Annotated in this window: 29 protein-coding genes; 17 read left to right on the forward strand and 12 right to left on the reverse strand. The window is 37.3% G+C overall.

The genetic code is table 11. The annotated features are described in order from the left end of the window. Window positions 1-53: 53 nt before the first annotated feature. From ACJJVU_RS13505 to ACJJVU_RS13530, 6 genes are all read left to right on the forward strand, one after another. A complete protein-coding gene (locus ACJJVU_RS13505) occupies window positions 54-1,019 on the forward strand; it encodes an SIS domain-containing protein (RefSeq protein ID WP_298326341.1) in 966 nt (321 codons plus the stop codon). Continuing rightward, on the forward strand, window positions 1,019-1,858 hold the full coding sequence (tatC, locus tag ACJJVU_RS13510) for a twin-arginine translocase subunit TatC (protein WP_405226445.1): 840 nt from the start codon (window positions 1,019-1,021) through the stop codon (window positions 1,856-1,858). Before ACJJVU_RS13505 ends, tatC begins: the two co-directional genes overlap by 1 nt. A gap of 67 nt (window positions 1,859-1,925) precedes the next feature. Next, entirely contained in the window at window positions 1,926-2,282 is a 357-nt protein-coding gene (locus ACJJVU_RS13515; protein WP_298326347.1) for a carboxymuconolactone decarboxylase family protein, read from the forward strand. An 18-nt stretch (window positions 2,283-2,300) separates the two neighbouring features. Further along, window positions 2,301-2,480, forward strand: a complete 180-nt coding sequence (locus ACJJVU_RS13520) for a hypothetical protein (RefSeq protein ID WP_405226448.1) — start codon at window positions 2,301-2,303, stop codon at window positions 2,478-2,480. Between the two features lie 22 nt (window positions 2,481-2,502). Beyond that, window positions 2,503-3,243, forward strand: a complete 741-nt coding sequence (gene lptB, locus ACJJVU_RS13525; RefSeq protein WP_035334263.1) for an LPS export ABC transporter ATP-binding protein — start codon at window positions 2,503-2,505, stop codon at window positions 3,241-3,243. A gap of 65 nt (window positions 3,244-3,308) precedes the next feature. After that, window positions 3,309-4,154 carry a phosphatase PAP2 family protein gene (locus ACJJVU_RS13530; protein ID WP_298326357.1) on the forward strand — a complete coding sequence of 282 codons (846 nt, stop codon included), beginning with the start codon at window positions 3,309-3,311 and terminating at the stop codon, window positions 4,152-4,154. A gap of 1 nt (window position 4,155) precedes the next feature. Here ACJJVU_RS13530 and ACJJVU_RS13535 read toward each other — a convergent pair whose 3' ends face one another. Then, on the reverse strand, window positions 4,156-4,530 hold the full coding sequence (locus ACJJVU_RS13535; protein WP_405226453.1) for a MotA/TolQ/ExbB proton channel family protein: 375 nt from the start codon (window positions 4,528-4,530) through the stop codon (window positions 4,156-4,158). Window positions 4,531-4,802: 272 nt separating this feature from the next. On the opposite strand from ACJJVU_RS13535, the gene ACJJVU_RS13540 reads away from it, so the two are divergent. The 7 genes from ACJJVU_RS13540 (at window position 4,803) to ACJJVU_RS13570 (ending at window position 10,762) form a co-directional block, all read left to right on the forward strand. Then, window positions 4,803-5,852, forward strand: coding sequence for a sensor histidine kinase (locus ACJJVU_RS13540; protein WP_405226456.1), 1,050 nt, complete (start codon window positions 4,803-4,805; stop codon window positions 5,850-5,852). Next, complete coding sequence (locus ACJJVU_RS13545) at window positions 5,852-6,550, forward strand: LytR/AlgR family response regulator transcription factor (protein ID WP_405226459.1); 699 nt, start codon at window positions 5,852-5,854, stop codon at window positions 6,548-6,550. Before ACJJVU_RS13540 ends, ACJJVU_RS13545 begins: the two co-directional genes overlap by 1 nt. Before the next feature lie 118 nt (window positions 6,551-6,668). After that, window positions 6,669-7,370 carry a GTP cyclohydrolase I FolE gene (folE, locus tag ACJJVU_RS13550; RefSeq protein ID WP_298326372.1) on the forward strand — a complete coding sequence of 234 codons (702 nt, stop codon included), beginning with the start codon at window positions 6,669-6,671 and terminating at the stop codon, window positions 7,368-7,370. Window positions 7,371-7,487: 117 nt separating this feature from the next. Next, a complete protein-coding gene (cysS, locus tag ACJJVU_RS13555; RefSeq protein ID WP_108878156.1) occupies window positions 7,488-8,972 on the forward strand; it encodes a cysteine--tRNA ligase in 1,485 nt (494 codons plus the stop codon). Beyond that, on the forward strand, window positions 8,972-9,226 hold the full coding sequence (gene yidD / locus ACJJVU_RS13560; protein ID WP_204161770.1) for a membrane protein insertion efficiency factor YidD: 255 nt from the start codon (window positions 8,972-8,974) through the stop codon (window positions 9,224-9,226). The genes cysS and yidD overlap by 1 nt, the downstream gene beginning before the upstream one ends. A 113-nt stretch (window positions 9,227-9,339) precedes the next feature. Next, complete coding sequence (lgt, locus tag ACJJVU_RS13565) at window positions 9,340-10,278, forward strand: prolipoprotein diacylglyceryl transferase (protein WP_339847821.1); 939 nt, start codon at window positions 9,340-9,342, stop codon at window positions 10,276-10,278. Next, window positions 10,265-10,762: a DUF192 domain-containing protein gene (locus ACJJVU_RS13570; RefSeq protein WP_108878154.1), complete on the forward strand. Its 498-nt coding sequence runs from the start codon at window positions 10,265-10,267 to the stop codon at window positions 10,760-10,762. Before lgt ends, ACJJVU_RS13570 begins: the two co-directional genes overlap by 14 nt. Before the next feature lie 259 nt (window positions 10,763-11,021). Here the strand turns inward: ACJJVU_RS13570 and ACJJVU_RS13575 are convergent, their stop codons facing one another. The 7 genes from ACJJVU_RS13575 to ACJJVU_RS13605 form a co-directional block, all read right to left on the reverse strand. Next, the gene (locus ACJJVU_RS13575) at window positions 11,022-11,174 is read right to left on the reverse strand and encodes a DUF4295 domain-containing protein (RefSeq protein ID WP_013749889.1); all 153 of its coding nucleotides are present in this window, start codon (window positions 11,172-11,174) and stop codon (window positions 11,022-11,024) included. Between the two features lie 3 nt (window positions 11,175-11,177). Then, entirely contained in the window at window positions 11,178-11,360 is a 183-nt protein-coding gene (rpmG, locus tag ACJJVU_RS13580) for a 50S ribosomal protein L33 (protein ID WP_013749890.1), read from the reverse strand. Between the two features lie 20 nt (window positions 11,361-11,380). Then, window positions 11,381-11,620: a 50S ribosomal protein L28 gene (gene rpmB / locus ACJJVU_RS13585; protein WP_013749891.1), complete on the reverse strand. Its 240-nt coding sequence runs from the start codon at window positions 11,618-11,620 to the stop codon at window positions 11,381-11,383. A 195-nt stretch (window positions 11,621-11,815) separates the two neighbouring features. Beyond that, entirely contained in the window at window positions 11,816-13,063 is a 1,248-nt protein-coding gene (locus ACJJVU_RS13590) for a competence/damage-inducible protein A (protein WP_405226466.1), read from the reverse strand. Beyond that, window positions 13,064-13,399, reverse strand: coding sequence for an Hpt domain-containing protein (locus ACJJVU_RS13595; RefSeq protein ID WP_298326393.1), 336 nt, complete (start codon window positions 13,397-13,399; stop codon window positions 13,064-13,066). A 3-nt stretch (window positions 13,400-13,402) separates the two neighbouring features. Then, on the reverse strand, window positions 13,403-14,017 hold the full coding sequence (locus tag ACJJVU_RS13600) for a fumarylacetoacetate hydrolase family protein (RefSeq protein WP_405226469.1): 615 nt from the start codon (window positions 14,015-14,017) through the stop codon (window positions 13,403-13,405). 3 nt (window positions 14,018-14,020) lie between these two features. Continuing rightward, window positions 14,021-14,794 (reverse strand): 3'-5' exonuclease, encoded by a 774-nt coding sequence (locus ACJJVU_RS13605; protein WP_298326399.1) that lies wholly within the window; start codon window positions 14,792-14,794, stop codon window positions 14,021-14,023. A gap of 99 nt (window positions 14,795-14,893) precedes the next feature. Between ACJJVU_RS13605 and ACJJVU_RS13610 the strand changes: the two genes are divergently transcribed. Both ACJJVU_RS13610 and ACJJVU_RS13615 read left to right on the forward strand, forming a co-directional pair. Further along, the gene (locus ACJJVU_RS13610; protein ID WP_405226472.1) at window positions 14,894-15,364 is read left to right on the forward strand and encodes a hypothetical protein; all 471 of its coding nucleotides are present in this window, start codon (window positions 14,894-14,896) and stop codon (window positions 15,362-15,364) included. Then, a complete protein-coding gene (locus ACJJVU_RS13615) occupies window positions 15,357-16,016 on the forward strand; it encodes a hypothetical protein (protein ID WP_405226475.1) in 660 nt (219 codons plus the stop codon). The genes ACJJVU_RS13610 and ACJJVU_RS13615 overlap by 8 nt, the downstream gene beginning before the upstream one ends. Window positions 16,017-16,106: 90 nt before the next feature. Here ACJJVU_RS13615 and ACJJVU_RS13620 read toward each other — a convergent pair whose 3' ends face one another. From ACJJVU_RS13620 to ACJJVU_RS13635, 4 genes are all read right to left on the reverse strand, one after another. Beyond that, entirely contained in the window at window positions 16,107-17,417 is a 1,311-nt protein-coding gene (locus ACJJVU_RS13620) for a dihydrolipoamide acetyltransferase family protein (protein WP_405226478.1), read from the reverse strand. 79 nt (window positions 17,418-17,496) lie between these two features. Beyond that, window positions 17,497-18,630 (reverse strand): glycosyltransferase family 2 protein, encoded by a 1,134-nt coding sequence (locus ACJJVU_RS13625; RefSeq protein ID WP_405226480.1) that lies wholly within the window; start codon window positions 18,628-18,630, stop codon window positions 17,497-17,499. Between the two features lie 85 nt (window positions 18,631-18,715). Beyond that, window positions 18,716-19,333: a recombination mediator RecR gene (gene recR / locus ACJJVU_RS13630; protein WP_013749900.1), complete on the reverse strand. Its 618-nt coding sequence runs from the start codon at window positions 19,331-19,333 to the stop codon at window positions 18,716-18,718. 58 nt (window positions 19,334-19,391) lie between these two features. Beyond that, window positions 19,392-20,033, reverse strand: a complete 642-nt coding sequence (locus ACJJVU_RS13635; RefSeq protein WP_108878144.1) for a protein-L-isoaspartate(D-aspartate) O-methyltransferase — start codon at window positions 20,031-20,033, stop codon at window positions 19,392-19,394. Window positions 20,034-20,178: 145 nt separating this feature from the next. On the opposite strand from ACJJVU_RS13635, the gene ACJJVU_RS13640 reads away from it, so the two are divergent. Together ACJJVU_RS13640 and ACJJVU_RS13645 are read left to right on the forward strand one after the other, a co-directional pair. After that, a complete protein-coding gene (locus tag ACJJVU_RS13640; protein WP_298326419.1) occupies window positions 20,179-21,138 on the forward strand; it encodes a Gfo/Idh/MocA family protein in 960 nt (319 codons plus the stop codon). A 59-nt stretch (window positions 21,139-21,197) separates the two neighbouring features. Next, the gene (locus ACJJVU_RS13645) at window positions 21,198-22,088 is read left to right on the forward strand and encodes a 3-hydroxyacyl-CoA dehydrogenase family protein (protein ID WP_405226486.1); all 891 of its coding nucleotides are present in this window, start codon (window positions 21,198-21,200) and stop codon (window positions 22,086-22,088) included. The last annotated feature ends 31 nt before the right edge of the window (window positions 22,089-22,119 follow it).

Below are 22,119 nucleotides of genomic sequence, written 5' to 3' on the forward strand. Positions count from 1 at the left end.
TTTCTAAAGATAGTAATTTCCGCACGTTAAACAAATCATAACAAAACCCAGTTTTGAACAACTTCCAGCAAATCATTGCTAGCGCACAGAAAACCATTCATATTGAGCAAACTGCGATTGCAAATCTCAGTTCATTAATAGACGAAGAATTTGCACAAGCAGTACAAGCCATCTATAAATCTAAGGGCAGAGTGGTCATTACTGGCATAGGCAAGAGCGCAATTATTGCTCAAAAAATCGTGGCAACCTTAAATAGCACAGGAACTCCTGCATTATTTATGCATGCAGCAGATGCTATTCATGGAGATTTAGGAAGCATATTAATAGATGACATCGTTATCTGCATCTCAAAAAGCGGAAACACTCCAGAAATCAAGGTTCTAGTGCCTCTTATTAAAAAGACGGAGAACACGCTGATTGCAATTACTGCAAATAGAGATTCTTTTTTAGGTAAAGAAGCAGACTATATTTTACATGCTAATACAGAAGAGGAAGCATGCCCTAACAATCTCGCACCTACTACAAGCACAACTGTACAACTAGTGCTAGGTGATGCTGTAGCAGTTGCCTTGCTAGATTTGAGAGGATTTACAGAAAGTGACTTTGCACGATACCACCCCGGTGGTGCACTAGGCAAGAGACTATACCTTACCGTTAATGATATTTGCTCGACTCACGAAAACCCACAAGTAACTCCAGATGCAAGTATCAAGGAGGTAATCATTGAGATTACTAATAAAATGCTTGGTGTAACCGCCGTTGTGCTCAACGGAGTTATCCAAGGAATTATAACAGACGGCGACTTGCGTCGCATGCTCTCAAAAAATGATTCACTTGACGGTCTTACCGCTGCTGCAATCATGAGTGCTACACCAAAAACAGTACGTCATGATGCCATGGCGATTGATGCAAAAGAAATTTTAGAAGCACATAACATCACCCAGTTACTAGTTGAAAAAGACGGAAACTATGCTGGCGTGGTGCACATACACGATCTTATAAAAGAAGGAATCGCATAATGGCAAAAAAAGTAAAAAAACATCCAGATGAGATGTCCTTCCTTGATCACTTGGAAGAATTAAGATGGCACTTAATAAGAGCTACGCTTGCTGTAATTATCATAGCTACAGTTGCTTTTATATTTAAAGGAACGCTTTTTGAAATTGTTTTTGGACCTCAAAATCCAGACTTCGTTTCTTATGACATACTCTGTAAAATCTCTCAATTTTTTGGAGCAGAAAAAGGATGTATTGCAGATGGAGACATGGATTTTATCATCCAGAGTAGAAAAGTAGCTGGCCAGTTTAGCGCAGCTATATGGACTTCCATCATGGCAGGAGTTGTAATAGGTTTTCCTTATATATTGTATGAATTTTGGAAATTTATATCTCCAGGACTCTATGAAAATGAGCGTAAATCTAGTAAAGGCTTTATTGTAGTTGCCTCTTTTCTTTTCTTTCTAGGAGCAGCATTTGGATACTTTGTGGTAGCACCATTATCTATTAATTTCCTAGCAACTTTTAAGATATCTGATGCAGTTCAAAATGAATTTGATATCGACTCATTTATAGGTCTTGTAAGGGCTTCAGTGCTAGCATCTGGATTAATATTTGAACTACCTATCATTATGTACTTCCTTACCAAAATAGGGCTTGTCACTCCAGAATTCCTTAAAAAGAATCGCAAGTATGCATTAGTTATTGTATTAATTTTGGCGGCAATTATAACGCCTCCAGATATTTCAACGCAAGTAATCGTTGCCGTACCTATCATTATATTATATGAAGTAAGTATTTTTATTTCTAGAGGTGTTATCAGAAGAGAAAAACGCCGACTCAAGAAGGAAGGACTTGCATAACATCACTTAACTAATATTCATTTTTAACGCTTTCGCGAAAGCGTAATAACCACTACTCCCCGCAATTATGAGCAATATAATAGACGACTTTAATAGTTACCGTTCTACAATGAACGATAAAATTCTTGCCGATAATAATAAAATCGTCAAGCGTATTTTCAATCTAGACACCAATGCCTTTTCTGAAGGTGCATTAAACAAAAAGACTAAAGAGCTTTTAGGTCTTGTAGCCTCCACCGTTCTAAGATGTGATGATTGTATAAAATATCACTTGGAAAGCTGTCACGATGAAGGCGTAACAAAAGAAGAAGTAATGGAAACATTAGGAATAGGAACCCTAGTGGGTGGTACTATTGTAATACCTCACCTGCGCCGTGCTTATGAATTTTGGGAAGCACTAGACGAGAGAAAAGCAGGTAAATAATGTAAGCTGTGTGTAACGATGAGATTTTTAAAATATTTTACAACCTTCTTCGTTACACACAGTCTTGTACTCAATGCTTTTGAATATTTTAGTAAACAAGAGATAAGCTGGTTTGGTAATTTATTTCAAGGTTTATTTTTTGGTCTTATAATGGCTTTTACTTTTACACGTTATAATAAGACTAGAACAGAGGATTAAACAATTTGTATATTTACCTATTATGAAACTACGCGCTGAAAATTTAATGAAATCCTATAAAGGCCGACAGGTGGTTAAAGGTATTTCTGTAGAGGTAAATCAAGGAGAAATAGTAGGATTATTAGGCCCTAACGGAGCTGGAAAAACTACTTCCTTCTATATGATAGTAGGTCTTGTAAAGCCTAATGGTGGTAATATCTACCTAGAACAGCAGGACATCACAAAGTACCCGATGTACAAACGCGCCCAGAATGGGATAGGTTACCTCGCGCAAGAGGCTTCTGTTTTTAGAAAACTAAGCATTGAGGATAATATATTAAGTGTACTACAACTCACAAAGCTTTCAAAGAAAGAGCAACTTCATAAAATGGAGGAACTCATAGAAGAATTTAGCTTAGGACATATACGTAAAAGTCGTGGCGATTTACTTTCTGGAGGTGAACGACGCCGTACAGAAATTGCAAGAGCACTAGCGACCTCTCCCTCATTTATATTACTGGACGAGCCTTTTGCAGGTGTGGATCCTGTTGCAGTAGAAGATATACAGCGCATCGTAGCACAGCTTAAAGATAAAAATATAGGAATACTTATTACCGATCATAATGTCCAAGAAACACTTGCCATTACAGATCGTACTTACTTAATGTTTGAAGGAAGTATCCTTAAACATGGAGAACCAGAAGAACTTGCAGCAGATGAGATGGTACGTAAAGTATATTTAGGTCAAAACTTTGAGCTACGCAAGAAAAAACTATTTACCTAGTTTACCATTAAACCAACCATAGCGTGAGTTTTCTAGTCAATCTCACACACTAAATTATCATCCTCTTGAAAACGACCTTTACCATCATACTCGTTTGTTTCCTTTCTATTTTTTGCAAAGCACAAACCCCTATCCCTTCTCAAACTCAAGACACCTTGAGTATTTTAAAACTTGCAGTGTACGACACTAAGGTAATGCTCAAAGGTATAGGTCACGCTTATACAGGACCACTACGATGGAAAAAGGATGACTGGATTGTAGCTGGTACGATTGCTGGAGGAACCGCATTACTCTATTTTGTAGATGATGATGTGAACAGTTTTTTCACAAAAAGAAGTGATGACTTACCAGGAGTACTAGACGAGGCTGGAGAACGAGGCGGTAGTCCGCAGGTGATCTATGGACTGACGGCTGGAACTTATTTATTTGGGTTATTTACTAAGAATCAAAAGGTACGCAGAGCAGGAGCTTTAATGACATCATCTGCAGTGACGGCTGGGCTTTTACAAACTCTTCTCAAAGCCTCAGTAGGTAGAAGTAGACCTAAAAACGGCGAAGGTAAATTTGCATTTAACCCTTATAGTGGTATGCCAGGTTTTAGATCATTCCCTTCTGGGCACACTATATTATCTGTTACGATGGCGCATGCAATTGCAAAGCAATTTGATAACACGTGGGTAAAAGTGGGCGTGTACGCCTTAGGCTCAATTGCACCTTTGCAAAGACTTTGGGGAGGAGCGCACTGGCTTACCGATGTTGCACTTAGTGCAGCATTAAGTATCGTTATTGTAGATTCTATAGATAACTATATGAACAAAAGTAACGTCTATCCCGACGGAACTAAAAAGAATAAAATCACTTGGAATTTTAATGTAGGTCTAGGTCGTGCCGGGATATCAGGTACTTTCTAAATTATACTTTAGTTCGCTCTTCTTGTTGTGCTTTTACAGTAAGCACCAACATAGACAACCTACCAATCACAAAGGTAAAGAGACCAAATAGCGTACAAAGCAATGCTACTTTAAGTCCGCCTGCCATCATGGGTTGCGATATATTACCGCTTCCTTCTATAGCATCAAAAGCTGTGATTAAGCCCAAGGTAGAACCGAGAAAGCCCCACATCATTGCAAATAGACTGAGATGACCTATAATTTCAGAGGTTGGCCTCTTGGCTCTTTTACCCATAAGAGAAATTACAAGTAAGACGATAATTGCAATAATTACTATTAGAATAGGGTACATAAATAATGGTCCTCCTTCATTCATGCGGTCAATTAATTGTGACATAATTTGTAGTGTTAATGGTTAAAAATACTATTTGATATTAAATGGTTGAAATAACATGCTGGGCAAGTTATTCGTAAACGTTTACGAGACAAATATATAACTGAATTACAACGCTCATTAATATACTCGACCAGCTTCCATTATAACACACATTATAACTTAATAAGCCTTTTAAGTGGTTACTAGCTTGGTGAAAATGTTATTCCCATGATGAATCTCGTCGTTCACCTCAAAAAATCAAATCGTTCTTATATTTTTCTCATCTTTGGAAAATGCATGAATTCAAGCTTAAAAATCTTGCGCTTATACCATTACATATTATACTGTGGATAGTCGTATGGCTATTTTACATTTACTTTTTTAGCTATGCAGCAGCAAATGAAGAATTTGTATTATACTTTGCAACGAGTCTTTTGCCAATAACGATTACCGTCACTTATATTATTGCTTACTATTTAATTCCAAGATTCTTGCTTGAAAAGCGATATCTATTATTTAGTACCTACCTACTCTACACCATAGTTGGTTCGCTATTTCTTATTATCATTATCACTTTTATCAACTTCATATTTTTATCTAATTATGATATGAAGCAAATGCCATTACTCACCCGTAATTTTCTATTTGTATTCATACTTGTTTATATAATTACTGGATTAGTATCACTTGTACAAGTACTGCGATACAACTACAAAGCTATTAATCGCAATACAGCGTTAGAAAAGAAACTTCTAGAAGGCCAACTCACCCTTAAAGAGAAAGAACTTTATTACCTAAAAGAGCAAATACACCCTCATTTTCTATTTAACACACTCAACACCATTTATGGAGCTGCACTAACGGAGTCTAAAGATACTCCTGACTTAATTTTAAAATTGTCTAATCTGCTCGACTATACTCTTAATCAAATTGAGAAAAAAACTGTTGCAATCTCTGAGGAGGTGCTTTACATATCATCTTACATAGGACTGGAACAAGTGCGCTTTAGAGACACATTAAAAGTTTCATTCTCAAAAAAGATAGATAGCGATATACAAGTCCCGCCAATGTTATTTATTGCATTCATTGAAAATGCGTTTAAACATGGCAGTCCGCATGACAGTATATTACACATTAAAATATCTCTTGAAGTCAGTGACAAACAGCTACATTTTTCTATAAAAAATACAATCAAAGAAGATTCCTCTCCAAAGGAAAATCACGGACTAGGAATGCAAAATAGTATTAAAAGGTTAGAAACCTTATATCCAAACGCTTATGCTCTTAACACCCACACTTCAAAAGGATGGTATTACCTTGAGCTAATTATAAACATAAACTAATGGAAACTTATCAAGCAATTATTATAGATGACGAGCCCATGGCTCGTGAGATTTTAGAAAATCACCTTTCTAAAATAACTCAAGTGAATGTAGTTGCTGTTTGCAAAAATGCAACCGAAGGCTTCAGCGCGCTAAGTAAGCATGATGTTGATCTCGTCTTTCTAGATATAAATATGCCAGAGGTTACCGGACTTATGTTTGCCAAGGCAATCCAAGGAACTACAAAAATAATATTTACTACTGCTTATCGAGAATATGCCGTAGAAGGCTTTGATTTACAAGCGGTAGATTACCTACTCAAACCTATATCTCTTGAGCGATTAATGAAAGCTCTACAAAAATTTTATAAGGAAGCAAGTCCAAAAATTGAAAGGACCAATCAAGAGACCTTTACCTTTTTTCGTTCTGACCGTAAAATGATAAAAGTAGACTTCGACCATATACTATACATAGAGAGTATAGGTGATTACTTGAAGATACACACCACAAATGACGTTATCGTCACTAGAGAAACCCTACTTGCCACTCTAGAAAAACTACCCGCTACCCTATTTTTGAGAACCCACAGATCATTTGTGGTTGCAATAAGTAATATTGAAAGTTTTACAAACGAACATATTAATATTAATAATAAAGCAATTCCTATCAGCCGTAGCTACCGTGACCAAGTACTTAGCACATTAAACCGCATAAAATAATGTAGTTTATTATGTACCTTTGCAAGCCTTAAAAAATCATTACGACAAAGATTAAAAAGGTGCTTATTATGCTTTCGCGAAAGCGTAATAAATTCCATTAAAAGGATTGCAGATTACTATGAAAACAGATTTAGATAGAGGAATACAAGTAGACGACGCTAGTCTTCTCAACGAAGAAATAGGCGATAATCACGTTGCTACAAGTGCTATTACACCATTGCGTGATGATGCTTTTGAGATGAGTAACGCAGATAAAATGGCGAGCATTCAAGAAGATGTTGCACATATTATGCAAACACTAGGTCTTGATATGACTGATGATAGCCTTAAAGGCACTCCTAAGCGTGTGGCAAAAATGTTTGTAAACGAGATCTTCTCAGGTTTACATCCAGATAATAAACCTAAGGTTTCAGTTTTTGATAATAACTACAAGTATGGAGAGATGCTTGTAGAAAAAAATATTACAGTGTACTCTACCTGTGAGCATCACTTACTACCTATTGTAGGTCGTGCACACGTGGCTTACATTTCTAACGGAACTGTTGTAGGTCTTAGTAAAATGAATCGCATTGTAGATTATTATGCAAAGCGTCCTCAAGTTCAAGAGCGCCTCACTATGCAGATTGTACAAGAATTACAACGAGCAATGGGAACAGAAGATGTAGCCTGCGTTATCGATGCAAAGCATCTCTGTGTAAATAGTAGAGGAATAAGAGACATCGAGAGCAGCACAGTTACTAGCGAGTTTGGTGGTAAATTTAAAGACGCTGCTACACGCAGAGAGTTTTTAGACTACATCAAGCTAGATACAGATTTTTAAGAAGCTACAACTTGCTTATCAATACTTATAAAAAAGCGGTTTCTTTTTAGTTACCGCTTTTTGAGTTTTACAATTAAGATATTTACCTTCGTCACACACACATAAATAGCACATAAAATGCCATTATACCAAGATCAAGAACTTACAGTTTACAATTCCCTTTCGGGAAAAAAGGAACTTTTTAAACCCCTTCTTGAAGGATATGTAGGCATGTACGTTTGTGGTCCTACCGTATATAGCAATGTACACTTAGGTAACGTACGTACTTTTATGAGCTTTGATATGATTTTTAGATATCTCAAGCACCTTGGATATAAAGTGCGTTATGTGCGTAACATCACAGATGCTGGTCACCTTACAGATGATGCAGATCAAGGAGAAGATAAGATTGCAAAAAAGGCAAGATTAGAAAAAATCGAACCTATGGAAGTTGTGCAGAAATACACACTAGACTTTCATGATATTCTCAATAAATTCAACTTCTTACCTCCTAGTATTGAACCTACAGCTACAGGTCATATTATCGAGCAAATGGAAATCATTAAGAAAATCATAGATAATGGTTATGCTTATGAAAAAAATGGCTCTGTATATTTTGATGTTGTCAAGTTTAATAAAGACCATGAGTACGGTAAACTTTCTGGCCGCAAGCTAGAAGATATGATTGCAAATACTAGAACTCTCAACGCACAAGATGAAAAAGAGAACCCTCAAGACTTTGCACTCTGGAAAAAAGCAGAACCACAGCACATCATGCGCTGGCCTAGTCCTTGGGGAGATGGTTTTCCAGGATGGCACTTAGAATGTACTGCTATGAGTACAAAATACTTAGGAGACCAGTTTGACATACACGGTGGAGGTATGGATTTAAAGTTCCCTCACCATGAATGTGAGATTGCACAAAACGAGGCAGCCCTAGGTACCGAACCCGTGCGCTACTGGCTTCACGCAAATATGCTCACTCTCAACGGACAGAAAATGGCCAAAAGTACCGGGAACAGTATTAATCCTGGGGAGATATTTTCTGGAGATAGCGAGCATCTCTCTAAAGGATTTGCTCCTAGTGTTGCGAGATTCTTTATACTTCAAACAAGCTATCGTAGCATCATGGATTTTTCTAATGACGCTTTACTTGCTAGTGAGAAAGGGTTTCATAGACTTATGGAAGCACTTAAAGTAGCTAAAAATCTTACGGTTTCTAAGGAAAGTAGCTTTGATGTGACAGCATGGAAGCAATCTTGCTACAATGCCATGAATGATGATTTTAATACACCTATTCTCATAGCACAACTTTTTGAAGCTGTCAAGCAAATCCATTTAATAAAAGATGGCAAGGCAACAATCACAGCCGAAGATTTGAAACTTCTACTAGAAACTCTTGAAGCTTTTGTTTTTGACGTTTTAGGACTTGAGGATAATAACGCTTTCGCGAAAGCGGACGATTCAAAACTCAATGGAACCGTTGAACTACTAATAAAGCTGCGCAAAGAAGCTAGAGAAAACAAAGATTTTGCCTTAAGTGACAAAATACGCGATGAACTTATTGAACTAGGAATACAACTGAAGGATAGTCGAGAAGGTACAAGCTTTTCGGTAAACTAATGGTTTCTATCAAGAAAATAGCCATTGCTCCATTTTTAGGAATCATCTGGTTTTATCAAAAATTCATCTCTTCATGGACGCCAAGCTCGTGTCGCTATAGCCCTACTTGCTCAAGTTACACAAAAACGGCACTAGAAAGACACGGACTTATCACTGGAGGCTGGTTATCTATCAAAAGAATATTTTCTTGCCACCCATGGGGCGGTCAAGGATATGACCCAGTTCCCGAAAAAGAAGAATTAAATAATACATAAAGACTTTTAGTATCTGCTATTAAGGTTTTAAATTGCTTATTGAAAATAAACAACACACTCGATCTACTGTGGAAACACTAACTAATGATCTGAGTAGCTAACAATCCCAATATATGCTTGCATTAAAATTTACATGGAATCCAATATCAGGACTTGACCTAGGCTTTATTACCATCCATTTTTATAGTTTAATGTTTGTAGTTGCATTCTCATTAGGTTTTTACCTGATGAAGAAGATGTTTATCCGTGAAGGAGTTGCTATTGAAAAATTAGACAGTCTATTTATTTATGCCGTAGTCTCTATTCTTTTAGGAGCACGACTAGGTCACGTATTCTTTTATCAAACTGAATTACTTTGGGAAGATCCGCTGTCTGTATTGTTACCTTTTAGGTTTGTTCCAGAATTTGAGTTTACTGGGTTTAGAGGCCTTGCAAGTCACGGAGCTGCGATTGCTACTATTTTTGGATTATACCTGTACAATAAGAAGGTATTGCATAAATCGGTTTTATGGATTTTAGATCGGGTAGTAATTACCTGTGCGTCGGGTGCTGTGTTTGTGCGTATAGGTAACTTTTTGAACTCAGAAATGGTAGGAAAAGTTACAGATAGCAACTTAGGAATTCAATTTGTTCAAGACGAAATTTCTGAACGCCGAGCGGTATCGCTTACTAATATCCCAAATCCAGCACAAGCGTACCAAGCACTTACAAGCGACCCTCAATTTGCAGACATTATAAGCACCATTCCCTTTAGATATCCTGGACAGCTCATGGAGGCTTTTGGCTATGTATTTGTATTCCTAATCTTATTTATTCTGTATTGGAAGACAGATGCTCGCAAGAAGTCAGGGTTCTTATTCGGTCTATTCCTATTACTGCTCATGGGCGTACGTTTTATAGTAGAAAACTTTAAACGTGAACAGGTAGAGAATCGTGAAGATTGGATTTTTAATCTAAACACAGGTCAGGTATTGAGTATACCTTTTATAATTATAGGCCTATACTTTGTAATAACATCATTTACTAAAAAAACATCTTATGAAGCTTCGTAACGCTGCTTATATTTCGCTTTTCTCACTTCTAATTGCCGGAGTGAGTTGTAAAGAAAACACAAATACTGATAGTATTATATCTATCGAAAAACCAGCTTTTAATAAAGAGGGAGAGCTGACACTCATAAAAGCTTCTGGACAAGTAATACGCACTATAGATATAGAAGTAGCAGACACAGCGTACGAGCAGGAAGTAGATCTCAAGAATAGAGATAGACTTAAGTCGCACCAAGGAGTTCTTTTTCTATACCCACAAGAAGAATTAAGAGGATATTATATGACAGATATTAGGTTTCCTCTAGACCTTATACACATCAATGCTAGTAATGAGATTGTAAGTTTTTCTGAAAACACTACACCTTTGGATGATAAGACATTCTTACCATCACAAGTACCTTCTCAGCTAGTTTTAAAGATTAATGGCGGCCTATCTGAAGAGTGGGTTATTGAGGTAGGAGATCGCGTAGAATGGAAGCTTCTTTAATATAGCCCAACAGTATCTTAAGTCAACACAAAACCCTCTAAATAGAGGGTTTTTGCTTTTACAGACTATTTATTAAGTAAATCTATTCATTCACCGCGTAGATAACGCTTTTATGCTACAAAAAGAGCCATACTTTGCCTCTTAGGTAACCACAGCAAGCTCGTACTATTAACAAAGCATATTTCTTAATCAAACATTTTGAACAACAAAAAACCCGCTTCTATAAAGAAGCGGGTTTTTAAATATTGTATAGTATAACTTATTTCTTAGCTAAGAAATCGCTTACTTGGTCTGGAGCCATTACTGCTTCCACAAATGTATAAGCTCCAGATTTTGGAGACTTTACCATTTTTATCGCTTTAGTTAAACGCTTTGATCCTGTCTGTAAAGATGCTACTGATTTCTTTGCCATAACTTATTTGATTTCTTTATGAACAGTCATCTTCTTCAATACGTTGTTGAATTTCTTCAACTCCATACGATCAGGAGTGTTCTTTTTATTTTTAGTCGTGATATATCTTGACGTACCTGGTTGACCAGTCGCTTTGTGCTCAGTGCACTCTAAGATTACCTGTACTCTATTCCCTTTCTTTGCCATCTCGGTGTTTCTTTATGGGATTATTTAGTTAAGAACCCGTTTGCGCGTGCCTCTTTAACAACCGCATCGATTCCTTTCTTATTGATATTCTTTAACGCAGACGTTGATACTTTCAACGTGATCCACTTATCTTCTGCTGGAAGGTAAAAACGTTTTTTCATAAGATTCACGTTAAATTTACGCTTCGTCTTATTCATCGCGTGGGAAACATTATTTCCGACCATCGCTTTCTTACCTGTAAGCTCACAAACTCTAGACATTCCTAAAACTTTAAATAGTTATTTCAAAACAGGCTGCAAAAATACGTAATTTTATATCTCACAACAAAACTTATTCGTAGTTTTTTTCCTGTTTCTTCAAGTGATTTTCACTTTTCTTTAATTTTACTCTTTATTTCGTCTCGCGCAAGCACTGAAATGGCACTTTTTCGCGAAAGCGTAATCTTAAAATAATATTTACTTAGAGAGTAATTCTTCTTTAAGTAACTCTAAGGCTTTATTTACAGCCTTACCTATTACTCGCTCTCTGTGATTGCCCATCATAAAATGATGCGCTGTAACACCGTTCTCTGTAGCAATCCCTATATAAACCGTTCCCACCTCTGCATCACTATCTCCTTTTAAAGGCCCTGCGTTACCGGTAGTAGAAATACCTATATCTGATTTATAAAGCTTTCTAGCATTTACAGCCATTTGCTCTGCCACTTGTGCACTTACGACAGAATGCTCTTTAATTACTCCTGGATCTACGCCTAAAATATCAACCTTAGACTGTGTAGCATAAGTAACTAGACTCCCCTTTAAAAATTGCGAAGCACCGCTGTGTGCCGTAAATCGCTCTACCATTTGCCCTCCAGTACAACTCTCCGCTATTGCAAGTGTTTTACCTTTTTCAACAAATAGGCCTGCTACAACTTGCTCAAATTCTCCATCGCTTTCATATCCAACAAAAATGTCGTCTATAAATGGTAAAAGCTTATCTGCTTGTTCTTGCATAGCAACCTCAACCACCTCTTTGTAAAGACCTGAAGTAGATAAACGTAAACGTACTCTACCTAATGAAGGAAGATAAGCTAGTTTAATTTCGGCAGGAAGTTCATTCTCAAAGCGCTCTATCCTTTCGGCGATGGCACTTTCGCCCATTCCGTAAGTTAAAAACGTTTTGTGTAGTATATAAGGAAGTTTAAACTGCTTTTGTAAACGTGGCAGCACTTCGTTCTCCATAAGCCCCTTCATCTCATAAGGAACACCCGGCATTGAGACAAAGATAGTGTTATCATTCTCAATCCACATTCCTGGAGCAGTACCAAATTCGTTTACTAGCACTTCTGCCTTACTAGGCACCATAGCTTGCGTTTTATTTGCATCAAGCATTGGCTTTTTAATATACTCCTTAAAGAGATGCGCTACATGATCTAGTACTCCTTGATTGAACACTAGCTCATCATTAAAGTACTTACATATGGTATGCTTTGTAATATCATCTTTAGTAGGACCTAAACCGCCTGTAATAATCACAAGATCTGCTCTAGATTGTGCAGCTGCAAAGGCTTCTAGTATATGACTTTCATCATCTTGAATAGAAGTAATCTGATATATAGAAACTCCTATTTTATTGAGGGCAGATGATATGTAAGCACTATTAGTATCTACAATCTGGCCTATGAGAATCTCATCACCTATCGTTATAATTTCTGCTTTCATTTAAAAATCTTCTTGAAGCTCAGCAATCACAGTACCTAAGGTAGAGGTTATATCATCTAGCTTAGACTGTATTGCAGACGTAGGCTTATTACTATCACTCCACTTCTCCATTGCTTTAATTTGACCTAATAAATCAATACCAAACATATCGAGATTAGGTTTCATTTTATGTGCAAATTGATATGCCATCTTGTGGTTATTATTTGCAATAGCACTTTGCATAGACTCTAAATCTGGCGGAATTTCTTGTAAGAACGTTGCCACGATAATGCCTACAAAATCCTCATCACCACCAGCGATCTCTCTTACTTTTTCTAGATTATAATGTCTCAACATGTCTTATTTTACGTTTATAGAGAACATCTCTGTTTCTCCTATATACCCTTTTAATTTATCATTCTCTTGTACTCGTGCAACTCCCGCAGGCGTTCCCGTAAATATAACATCTCCTATCTTAAGTGTAAAATACTGAGACACATAACTTATCAAAGCATCAATTTTCCATAGCATTTCACTAGTAGATCCTTCTTGAACTGTAACGTCATTATTCTTTAGACGAAAAGAAATATCATCTACAGTGTCAAAGTCTGACACAGGTAACCACTTTGAACTTATTACGGCAGCACCGTCAAAGCCCTTTGCTTTTTCCCATGGCAATCCTTTTTCTTTAAGTTGTGCTTGTAAGTCACGAGCTGTAAAGTCAATACCTAGACCTATCTCATCATAATAGGTACTAGCATATTTCTGATCTATATACTTCCCTATTTTCTTAATTTTTACAAGAATTTCCACCTCATGATGCACATCATTAGAAAATGGCGGTATCACAAATGGATGTTTACTTAATAAAATAGAAGAATCTGGCTTTAAAAACACCACTGGATGTTCTGGACGCTCATTATCTAGCTCTGCAATATGCTTTGCATAATTACGACCTATACATATAAGTTTCATAAGCTATGCTTTAGTGTTAAGTTTACGCAGTTTTATAGCCGTAAGCACTTTCTTAGTGTAAAGAGGGAAATCTGCATTTTGAATCCAGCCAAAATATCCTGGCTCATTATCTAGCACCTCTTCTACTTTTTTACCTTTATGTTTTCCAAAGGTAAAAATCTCTACATCATCCTTATCGTAGCCTATGAAACCAGCAAAATCTGCTTGTTTTTTACGCGTACTAAAGTCTCCTAAGAATTTCATATCATTCTCTAGCTCATCATATCTGTCAAGCTGTGACTTCAACACCTCATAGGTCGCCCATGTATCGGCAGAGGCGCTGTGCGCATTAGTAAGGTCTTTACCGCAATAAAATTTATAAGCTGCAACAAGTGTGCGTTGCTCCATCTTGTGAAAAATATTTTGCACATCAATGGCATTACGATTTTTCATATCAAAATCAATCCCAGAGCGCAGTAGTTCTTCTACTAGTAATGGGATATCAAATCTATTAGAATTAAATCCCGCAAGATCTGCATCCTTTATAATATCATAAACATCCTTTGCACGAGCAGCAAATGTAGGCTTGTCTGCCACATCTGCATCACTTATTCCATGCACCGCAGTTGTTACCGCAGGAATAGGCACTGTAGGATTTATACGTTCTGTAAACTCTTCTTCCCTTCCATCTGGAAATACCTTTAAAATAGAAATCTCTACGATTCTATCTTTGGCTACGTTAATTCCAGTAGTCTCAAGGTCAAAAAAGCAAATCGGTCTTGTAATTTTTAATTGCATGGCACAAAAATACTTGTTTCAATCTACAAAATTAACTCCCTCTTTCATTAAAAATGGTAGATTCTGTATCTTGGTACGTCTTTTGATTTTAAGATAGTTATGAAAAACAAATTTTTACTGTTGCCCTTTTTAATTTTCGCTTTCGCGAAAATGGGAAATGCACAAACCTCAGCATTTACCACAGATGATGTCTCTGGAGTTTATAGTAAAGGATTTGAAACCTCATCAGTATCATCAAAATTTAATACTAGTACAAAATTTACAAGGTCACTTACCCTATCTCCAAATGGTAGATTTGAGTATCACAATTTTAGACAACTCAAAGGTCAAGAAGAAGAGCACTGGTGGGCACGCGGCAACTGGAGACTTGATGGTAAAGTCGTTTTTTTTACAACCACCAAAGATGATATAAACGATCAATTTACGATTGATTTAAATAATACAAAGGCACGATTCTTCAAGAAGTCACCTCGAAGTAAATCGCCTAAAATTCAGCCAACGTACATTCGATTTTTCGAATCGGATTACTCACTAACTAAGAATTTAAAACTTCCTAAAACAGATGAATAGATTACAACTATTACTTTTTATAGCCTTGGTGTCAGGGTTTCAATTTTTCGCGAAAGCGCAACAAAACAACACGCCTCCTGTAGAATTGATAGAAGATAAACAACCAAAAAGATGGCTACTTTATGCTCAAAACAATACAGACGAGGAGCAAGAGGCATTTTTAATCGTGCAAGGTGAAGGCTTTAGAAGAAGCGCAGATAGGCCTGTGATAAAAAAACTTCCTCCTAACTCAAAAGTCCTCATGATTACGCTTATCCCTCTCAAAGGAGTGGAGCCCACCTACACTAAGATTTTTACTTATGAGAACGAATTGCAAGACATCTCAACCAGAAAAGGAGCAGACAGAGAAGAGTTTGTAAATATAAGACCCCTAAAGGACGATGAACTCACTGTATTTACAGAGCCAGATTGCGAGAAATGTAAGTTGCTCACAGATTTTTTAAATAAAAATCATTACAAATACCGTGTGCTGGATGTAAGCACTAACAACAAGGTGAATGACTTTATGTTTGATCATCTCAAAAACTCAAGCTACAAAGGAGGAATTATAGATTTACCAGTAGTAATGTTTGAAGGAAGAAAGCACTGGAGCATTGTAGATATTAAAAACTTCATACGTGAGTACGACTGGAAAGGATTAAAAAAGAGCTGATCCTGACGATTCAGATATTAATAACTCCATAGAACAAGAAAGGCGCAACTCACGTTGCGCCTTTGGCTTATATAAATTTAATCGCTTTACTTATACTTCGCGATTTACATCAAATCCTTCCAGATACTCAGCAACACGTTTTACAAACTGTCCGCCCAGTGCTCCATTTACCACACGGTGGTCATAAGAGTGTGAAAGGTACATTTTCATGCGTATCCCGATAAAATCTCCGTCTGGAGTTTCTATCACTGCTGGTACTTTGCGTATTGCTCCTAGCGCAAGAATTGCAACTTGCGGCTGATTGATAATAGGAGTTCCCATGATAGATCCAAAGGTCCCTACATTTGTTACCGTATACGTTCCTCCAGCGGTATCATCTGGTTTTAATTTTCCATCTCTAGCACGTCCCGCAAGATCATTAACAGACTTTGCCATCCCTACAAGATTAAGCTGGTCTGCATTTTTTATTACAGGTACTATAAGGTTACCGTCTGGTAAAGCTGCTGCCATACCTAGGTTTATATTTTTACGTTTTATGATCTTATCACCATCTACGGCAATGTTAATCATAGGGAAATCACGTATAGCTTTTGCTACAGCCTCCATAAATATAGGAGTAAAGGTTAAATTCTGACCTTCTTTTGCCTTAAAGCTATCCTTGTGTTTCTTTCTCCAGTTCCAGATGTTTGTTACATCTGCCTCAATAAATGATTGAACGTGCGCACTTGTTTGTACAGATGCTACCATGTGATGCGATATGAGCTTGCCCATACGTGTCATTTCTATGATCTCATCTTCACCATTTACACTTACTGGTGTAGCTTTTACTGCTGGAGCAGCCTTAGCAGCAGGAGCTTGTTTTTGTGCAGCTGGCTTAGCCGGAGCTGCGCCACGTGTAGAAAGATAAGTTACCATATCATCCTTAGTCACTCTACCATCTTTACCCGTACCTGCGATTGCATCAAGCTCTGCTTGATCAATACCTTCTTCCTTAGCCATGTTACGCACCAGTGGTGAGTAAAAACGGTCTCCAGAACTTACAGGAGTAGCTACTGCGTCTTTTGCAGCAGTAACAGTTTGAGCGACTGCAGCAACTGCAACCTCTTCTTCTTTAGTTTCTTTTTGAACTGGCGCTGGCGTAGCGTCTCCGCCCCCTTCACCTTCGGTTTCTATAATAGCAATAGTCTGCCCTACCTCAACAACATCATCTACCTCAAACAGTTTTTCTATTAAAATACCGTCTACTTCACTAGGAACTTCACTATCTACCTTATCTGTAGCGATCTCTAGTACAGGCTCATCTGCCTCTATAGTATCTCCTACTTCTTTTAACCAAGTTGTAAGCGTTGCTTCTGCAACACTTTCTCCCATTTTTGGTAGCTTTAATTCAAATCTTGCCATATTCGTAAAATGTAGCTGTTTTTAATACTCGTTTTTGCAAAAATAGTAATTAAATCAATCCAATAGTGATTATAAGCTATTAATCTCTATTAAACTCAATCACATCGCCCTTCCCTAGACTACTATTACTGCCTATTGCAAAAGTACCATTTTTAGGAATGATTTTATAGGTAGCACCACTACCTCGATATGTTATAATTTCCTTAATTATGTCACTATACGCCACATATGCCGCATCAAAAACAAGCTCTTGCCCTTCCTTAGGAACACACATATCACTGATAACTTTTACAGGTTTTGTTACCGCTTTCGCGAAAGCGTCACTCAAAAATGTATTATCTGTAAGCAGCACATATTCTTTTACGATACTCTCGCCATCAACCAGGTGAGACTGTAAATACTTTTTAAAAAATGCAGCTTTGAACTTAGCCAAGTTTACACCAGTATTCACAAGAAAACCTTTGAATACATTATTATTAAAATGATTTTCATAAAACAATTGCATTGCTCCATAAAAACACTTTCTATAGTGCTCATCCCTTACAGTGCTTTCTCCTTTAAAATGCAATATCGTCTCATCGCCTATATAGTGATTGCTATAGCCGGCCTTTGTAATGGTGTAAGACAAGTCTATATCTTCTCCGAACATAAAATAGCGCTCATCAAAGCCTCCCACTTCCTCATAAAGATTACGAGACAAAAACATAAATGCACCCACTAGAATAGCTACTTCACCCCTAGCATCACTCGCTATATGAGTGGCATAATAAGAGGATCCATAACCCATCATCTTACTTAATGCAACTCTGAGGGTAGGGACATTGCGCTTACTTTCTGGTAAATAAGCCCCTCTACCATTTACAAGACGTACTCCTTGCGCTCCGGTATATTGTTCTTGGGTAGTTATTTTTAGTAAAGTCTCAAATACACTCGATGGAACCACTGTATCCGGATTGAGAATACAGATATGAGCTCCTTTTGCTAAAGCAACCCCTTGATTATTTGCAGACGAAAAACCAGCGTTTTTCTTATTGGCAACAATCTTTACGGCAGGAAACTTATCCTTCACCATTTGAACACTGCCATCTATAGAAGCGTTATCTACCACTATAATCTCTGCATCTGTAAAAGCTATTGCATCTTGCACACTGTCTAGACATAACTCTAGGTTGTGCATCACATTATAACTTACAATGATTATGGAGAGTTGCAAAAAGCTTAAAAGAGTTTATTATTTCTGGTAACACTATATATACTGCCTATTGTGTTACATTTTTAACAAAGCACAATATATTAATTTAATTCTTTAAAGAATTCTCAAATGGTATGCGATGTAAAATACTTCTACCTAGCGTTACCTCATCTGCATATTCTAGCTCGTCACCTACGGCAATACCTCTAGCAATAGTAGAGGTTGCTATATCGTAAGCTTCTAGCTGTCTATAAATATAGAAGTTTGTAGTATCTCCTTCCATAGTAGAACTTAGTGCAAAAATCACCTCTTTCACCACTCCGCTTTTTGCTCTATCTATGAGCGAAAAGATATTTAAATCTTGAGGCCCTATACCGTCCAGCGGACTGATTTTACCTCCCAGCACATGGTACAAACCACGATACTGACTCGTATTTTCTATCGCCATTACATCCCTTACGTCTTCTACCACGCAAACTATACTTTCATCTCTATTGGGATTTGAACATATCTCACATAATGCCACATCTGAAATGTTGTGACACTTTTTACAGAATTTAATAGTATCGCGCATCGTATTTAATGCTTCTGTAAGGTGGTGTGTCTGCGTCTCTGGCTGGCGTAATAAATGTAATACTAATCGTAATGCAGTACGCTTGCCTACTCCTGGGAGTTGAGACATTTCATAGACTGCATTTTCAAGAAGTTTTGAAGAGAATTCCATAGTTGTAAAGATAACTCTTTAGTGACGTTATGTAAAAATCACTTAGTTGATAGACGCACTAATTCTTATCCTCCAGCAACGGCACAAATCTAAACTCTCCATATTCCTTTTTTTCAAAAGAAGTGGCAGAGGTTCGTATGTAGCGCTGCATGATTTGTGGGTCATCACCTACGGGTATAATAAGCCTACCTCCTATTTTAAGTTGAGCGAGTAGCGGTTTTGGAACAAACGGAGCTCCAGCCGTCACTATAATACTATCAAACGGAGCATAAGAAGGTAATCCTTTATACCCATCGCCAAAACTCAAAAAACGAGGCCTATAACCTAGCTTAGTAAGAAACAACTTTGTTTTCTTATACAATTCTTGCTGGCGTTCTATAGAATATACTTTTGCTCCTAGCTCACAAAGCACGGCGGTTTGGTAGCCGCTTCCCGTTCCTATCTCGAGGACCTGATGTCCTTTCTTAATCTCCATTAATTCACTTTGAAAAGCAACTGTATATGGTTGTGAGATGGTTTGATCTGCAGCAATAGGAAACGCTTTGTCTTGATATGCGTGATGCTCAAAACTACTATCCATAAAAAAATGACGCGGAATCTTCCCAATAGCATTGAGAACGAGATCATTTGTGATTCCCTTATCTCTCAATATTTGAACAAGTTGGCGGCGTTTTCCTTGGTGGCGAGTAGTGTCTTTCATGGATTACTAAATTAGAAGAAAAGTTGGAAAATCAATATACCTATCTGTAAGATTTTACAACCATTCTAAAAAAATCTCCTTTGTAGAAAGCTGTATCCTATTAAAAAGTATCTAAAACCTTATTTTTGTATAAAAATCAAACACTATGCTTAAAGCTGGCGTACTCGGTGCTGGACACTTGGGAAAAATACACTTAAAACTTCTTAACCTTTCTGAACACTACAACCTTGTAGGTTTTTACGACACCTCAAAAGAGGTTAGAGATGCCATCTCTCAAGAATTTGGTTACACTGCTTTTGAGACCGAAGAAGATTTAATCAACGCCTGTGATATGGTAGATGTAGTAACTCCTACCACCTTTCACTATGCAAGTGCAGAAAAGGTAATCAAAGCTGGAAAGCATCTCTTTATTGAGAAACCAATAACAAACACAGTTGAGGAGGCAGAAAAACTACTCACGCTTGCAAAAGAACACAATGTTCTAGGTCAAGTAGGCCATGTAGAACGCTTCAATCCGGCATTTATGTCTGTGAGCGATTCCATTAAAAGCCCTATGTTTATAGAGGCACATAGACTTGCAGAATTTAATCCAAGAGGAACAGATGTCCCTGTGGTTTTAGACCTTATGATACATGACATTGATGCAATACTAAGTGTTGTAAATAGTCCTGTAAAAAGTGTGAATGCGAGTGGTGTATCTGTTATATCAGAAACTCCAGATATCGCAAATGCTCGTATTGAGTTTGAAAACGGATGTGTTGCAAACCTTACCGCGAGTCGTATCTCTATGAAAAACATGCGTAAAGCACGTTTCTTTCAGAAAGACGCATACATTTCGGTAGATTTTCTTGAGAAAAAAGTAGAGGTTGTAAAGATGAAAGATGCTCCAGAATCTCCAGATGATTTTGCGATGATTCTTCAGAATGCAGAAGGAATCAAGAAGCAAATTTATTTTGACAATCCAGATGTCCCTAGCAATAACGCAATACTTGATGAGCTAGACGCTTTCGCGAAAGCAATAAAAGAAAACACCACCCCAATCGTATCATTGAAGGCTGGAACCGAAGCTTTACGAGTAGCAAAAATGATTATTGCAGATTTTTAGAAAACACATATTCAAACACACAATCTCTTTTACAAGGGAGCACACAAAGCACTTCATTTATGAAAAACATAGCAGTTATAGGAGCAGGAACAATGGGTAACGGTATTGCCCACACTTTTGCTCAAAGTGGTTACCAAGTTCAACTAGTAGATATCTCTCAAGATTCACTAGACCGTGGGATTAGTACTATCTCAAAAAACCTAGATAGAATGGTTGCCAAAGAGCGTATTACCGCTATAGAAAAGCAGCAAACTCTTGACAACATCACTACGTACACAAACCTTACAGAAGGTGTTAAGAATGCTGAGCTCGTAGTGGAAGCTGCTACCGAAAATGTAGATTTAAAACTAAAGATTTTTGAATCTCTAGATGCAGCTACAAGTGACTCATGCATACTTGCTACAAACACATCTTCTATTTCAATTACTCAGATTGCGGCTGTTACAGAACGTCCAGACCAAGTAATAGGAATGCACTTTATGAACCCCGTGCCTATCATGAAACTTGTAGAAATCATAAGAGGTTATAATACAAGCGACCTTACTACAAAGACCATCATGGAACTTTCAGAAAAGCTAGGTAAAGTACCAGTGGAGGTTAACGATTACCCAGGATTTGTAGCAAATCGCATCCTTATGCCTATGATTAATGAGGCTATAGAAACATTATACAACGGTGTGGCTGGTGTTTATGAAATAGACACAGTTATGAAACTAGGAATGGCGCACCCTATGGGTCCATTACAACTTGCAGATTTTATAGGTTTAGATGTATGTCTTTCTATTCTTGAAGTAATGCACGACGGATTTAAAAACCCAAAATATGCACCTTGTCCGCTTTTAGTAAACATGGTAAGAGCTGGAAAATTAGGAGTGAAGTCTAGTGAAGGTTTTTACGATTATAAAGAAAGTCGCAAGGCAGAGAAAGTCGCAGCAATGTTTGCTTCATAATCTCCACACTACTCAAAGCTCAATAAAGGCG

This window comes from Dokdonia sp. Asnod1-B02, assembly GCF_045063955.1.
GTDB lineage: Bacteria > Bacteroidota > Bacteroidia > Flavobacteriales > Flavobacteriaceae > Dokdonia.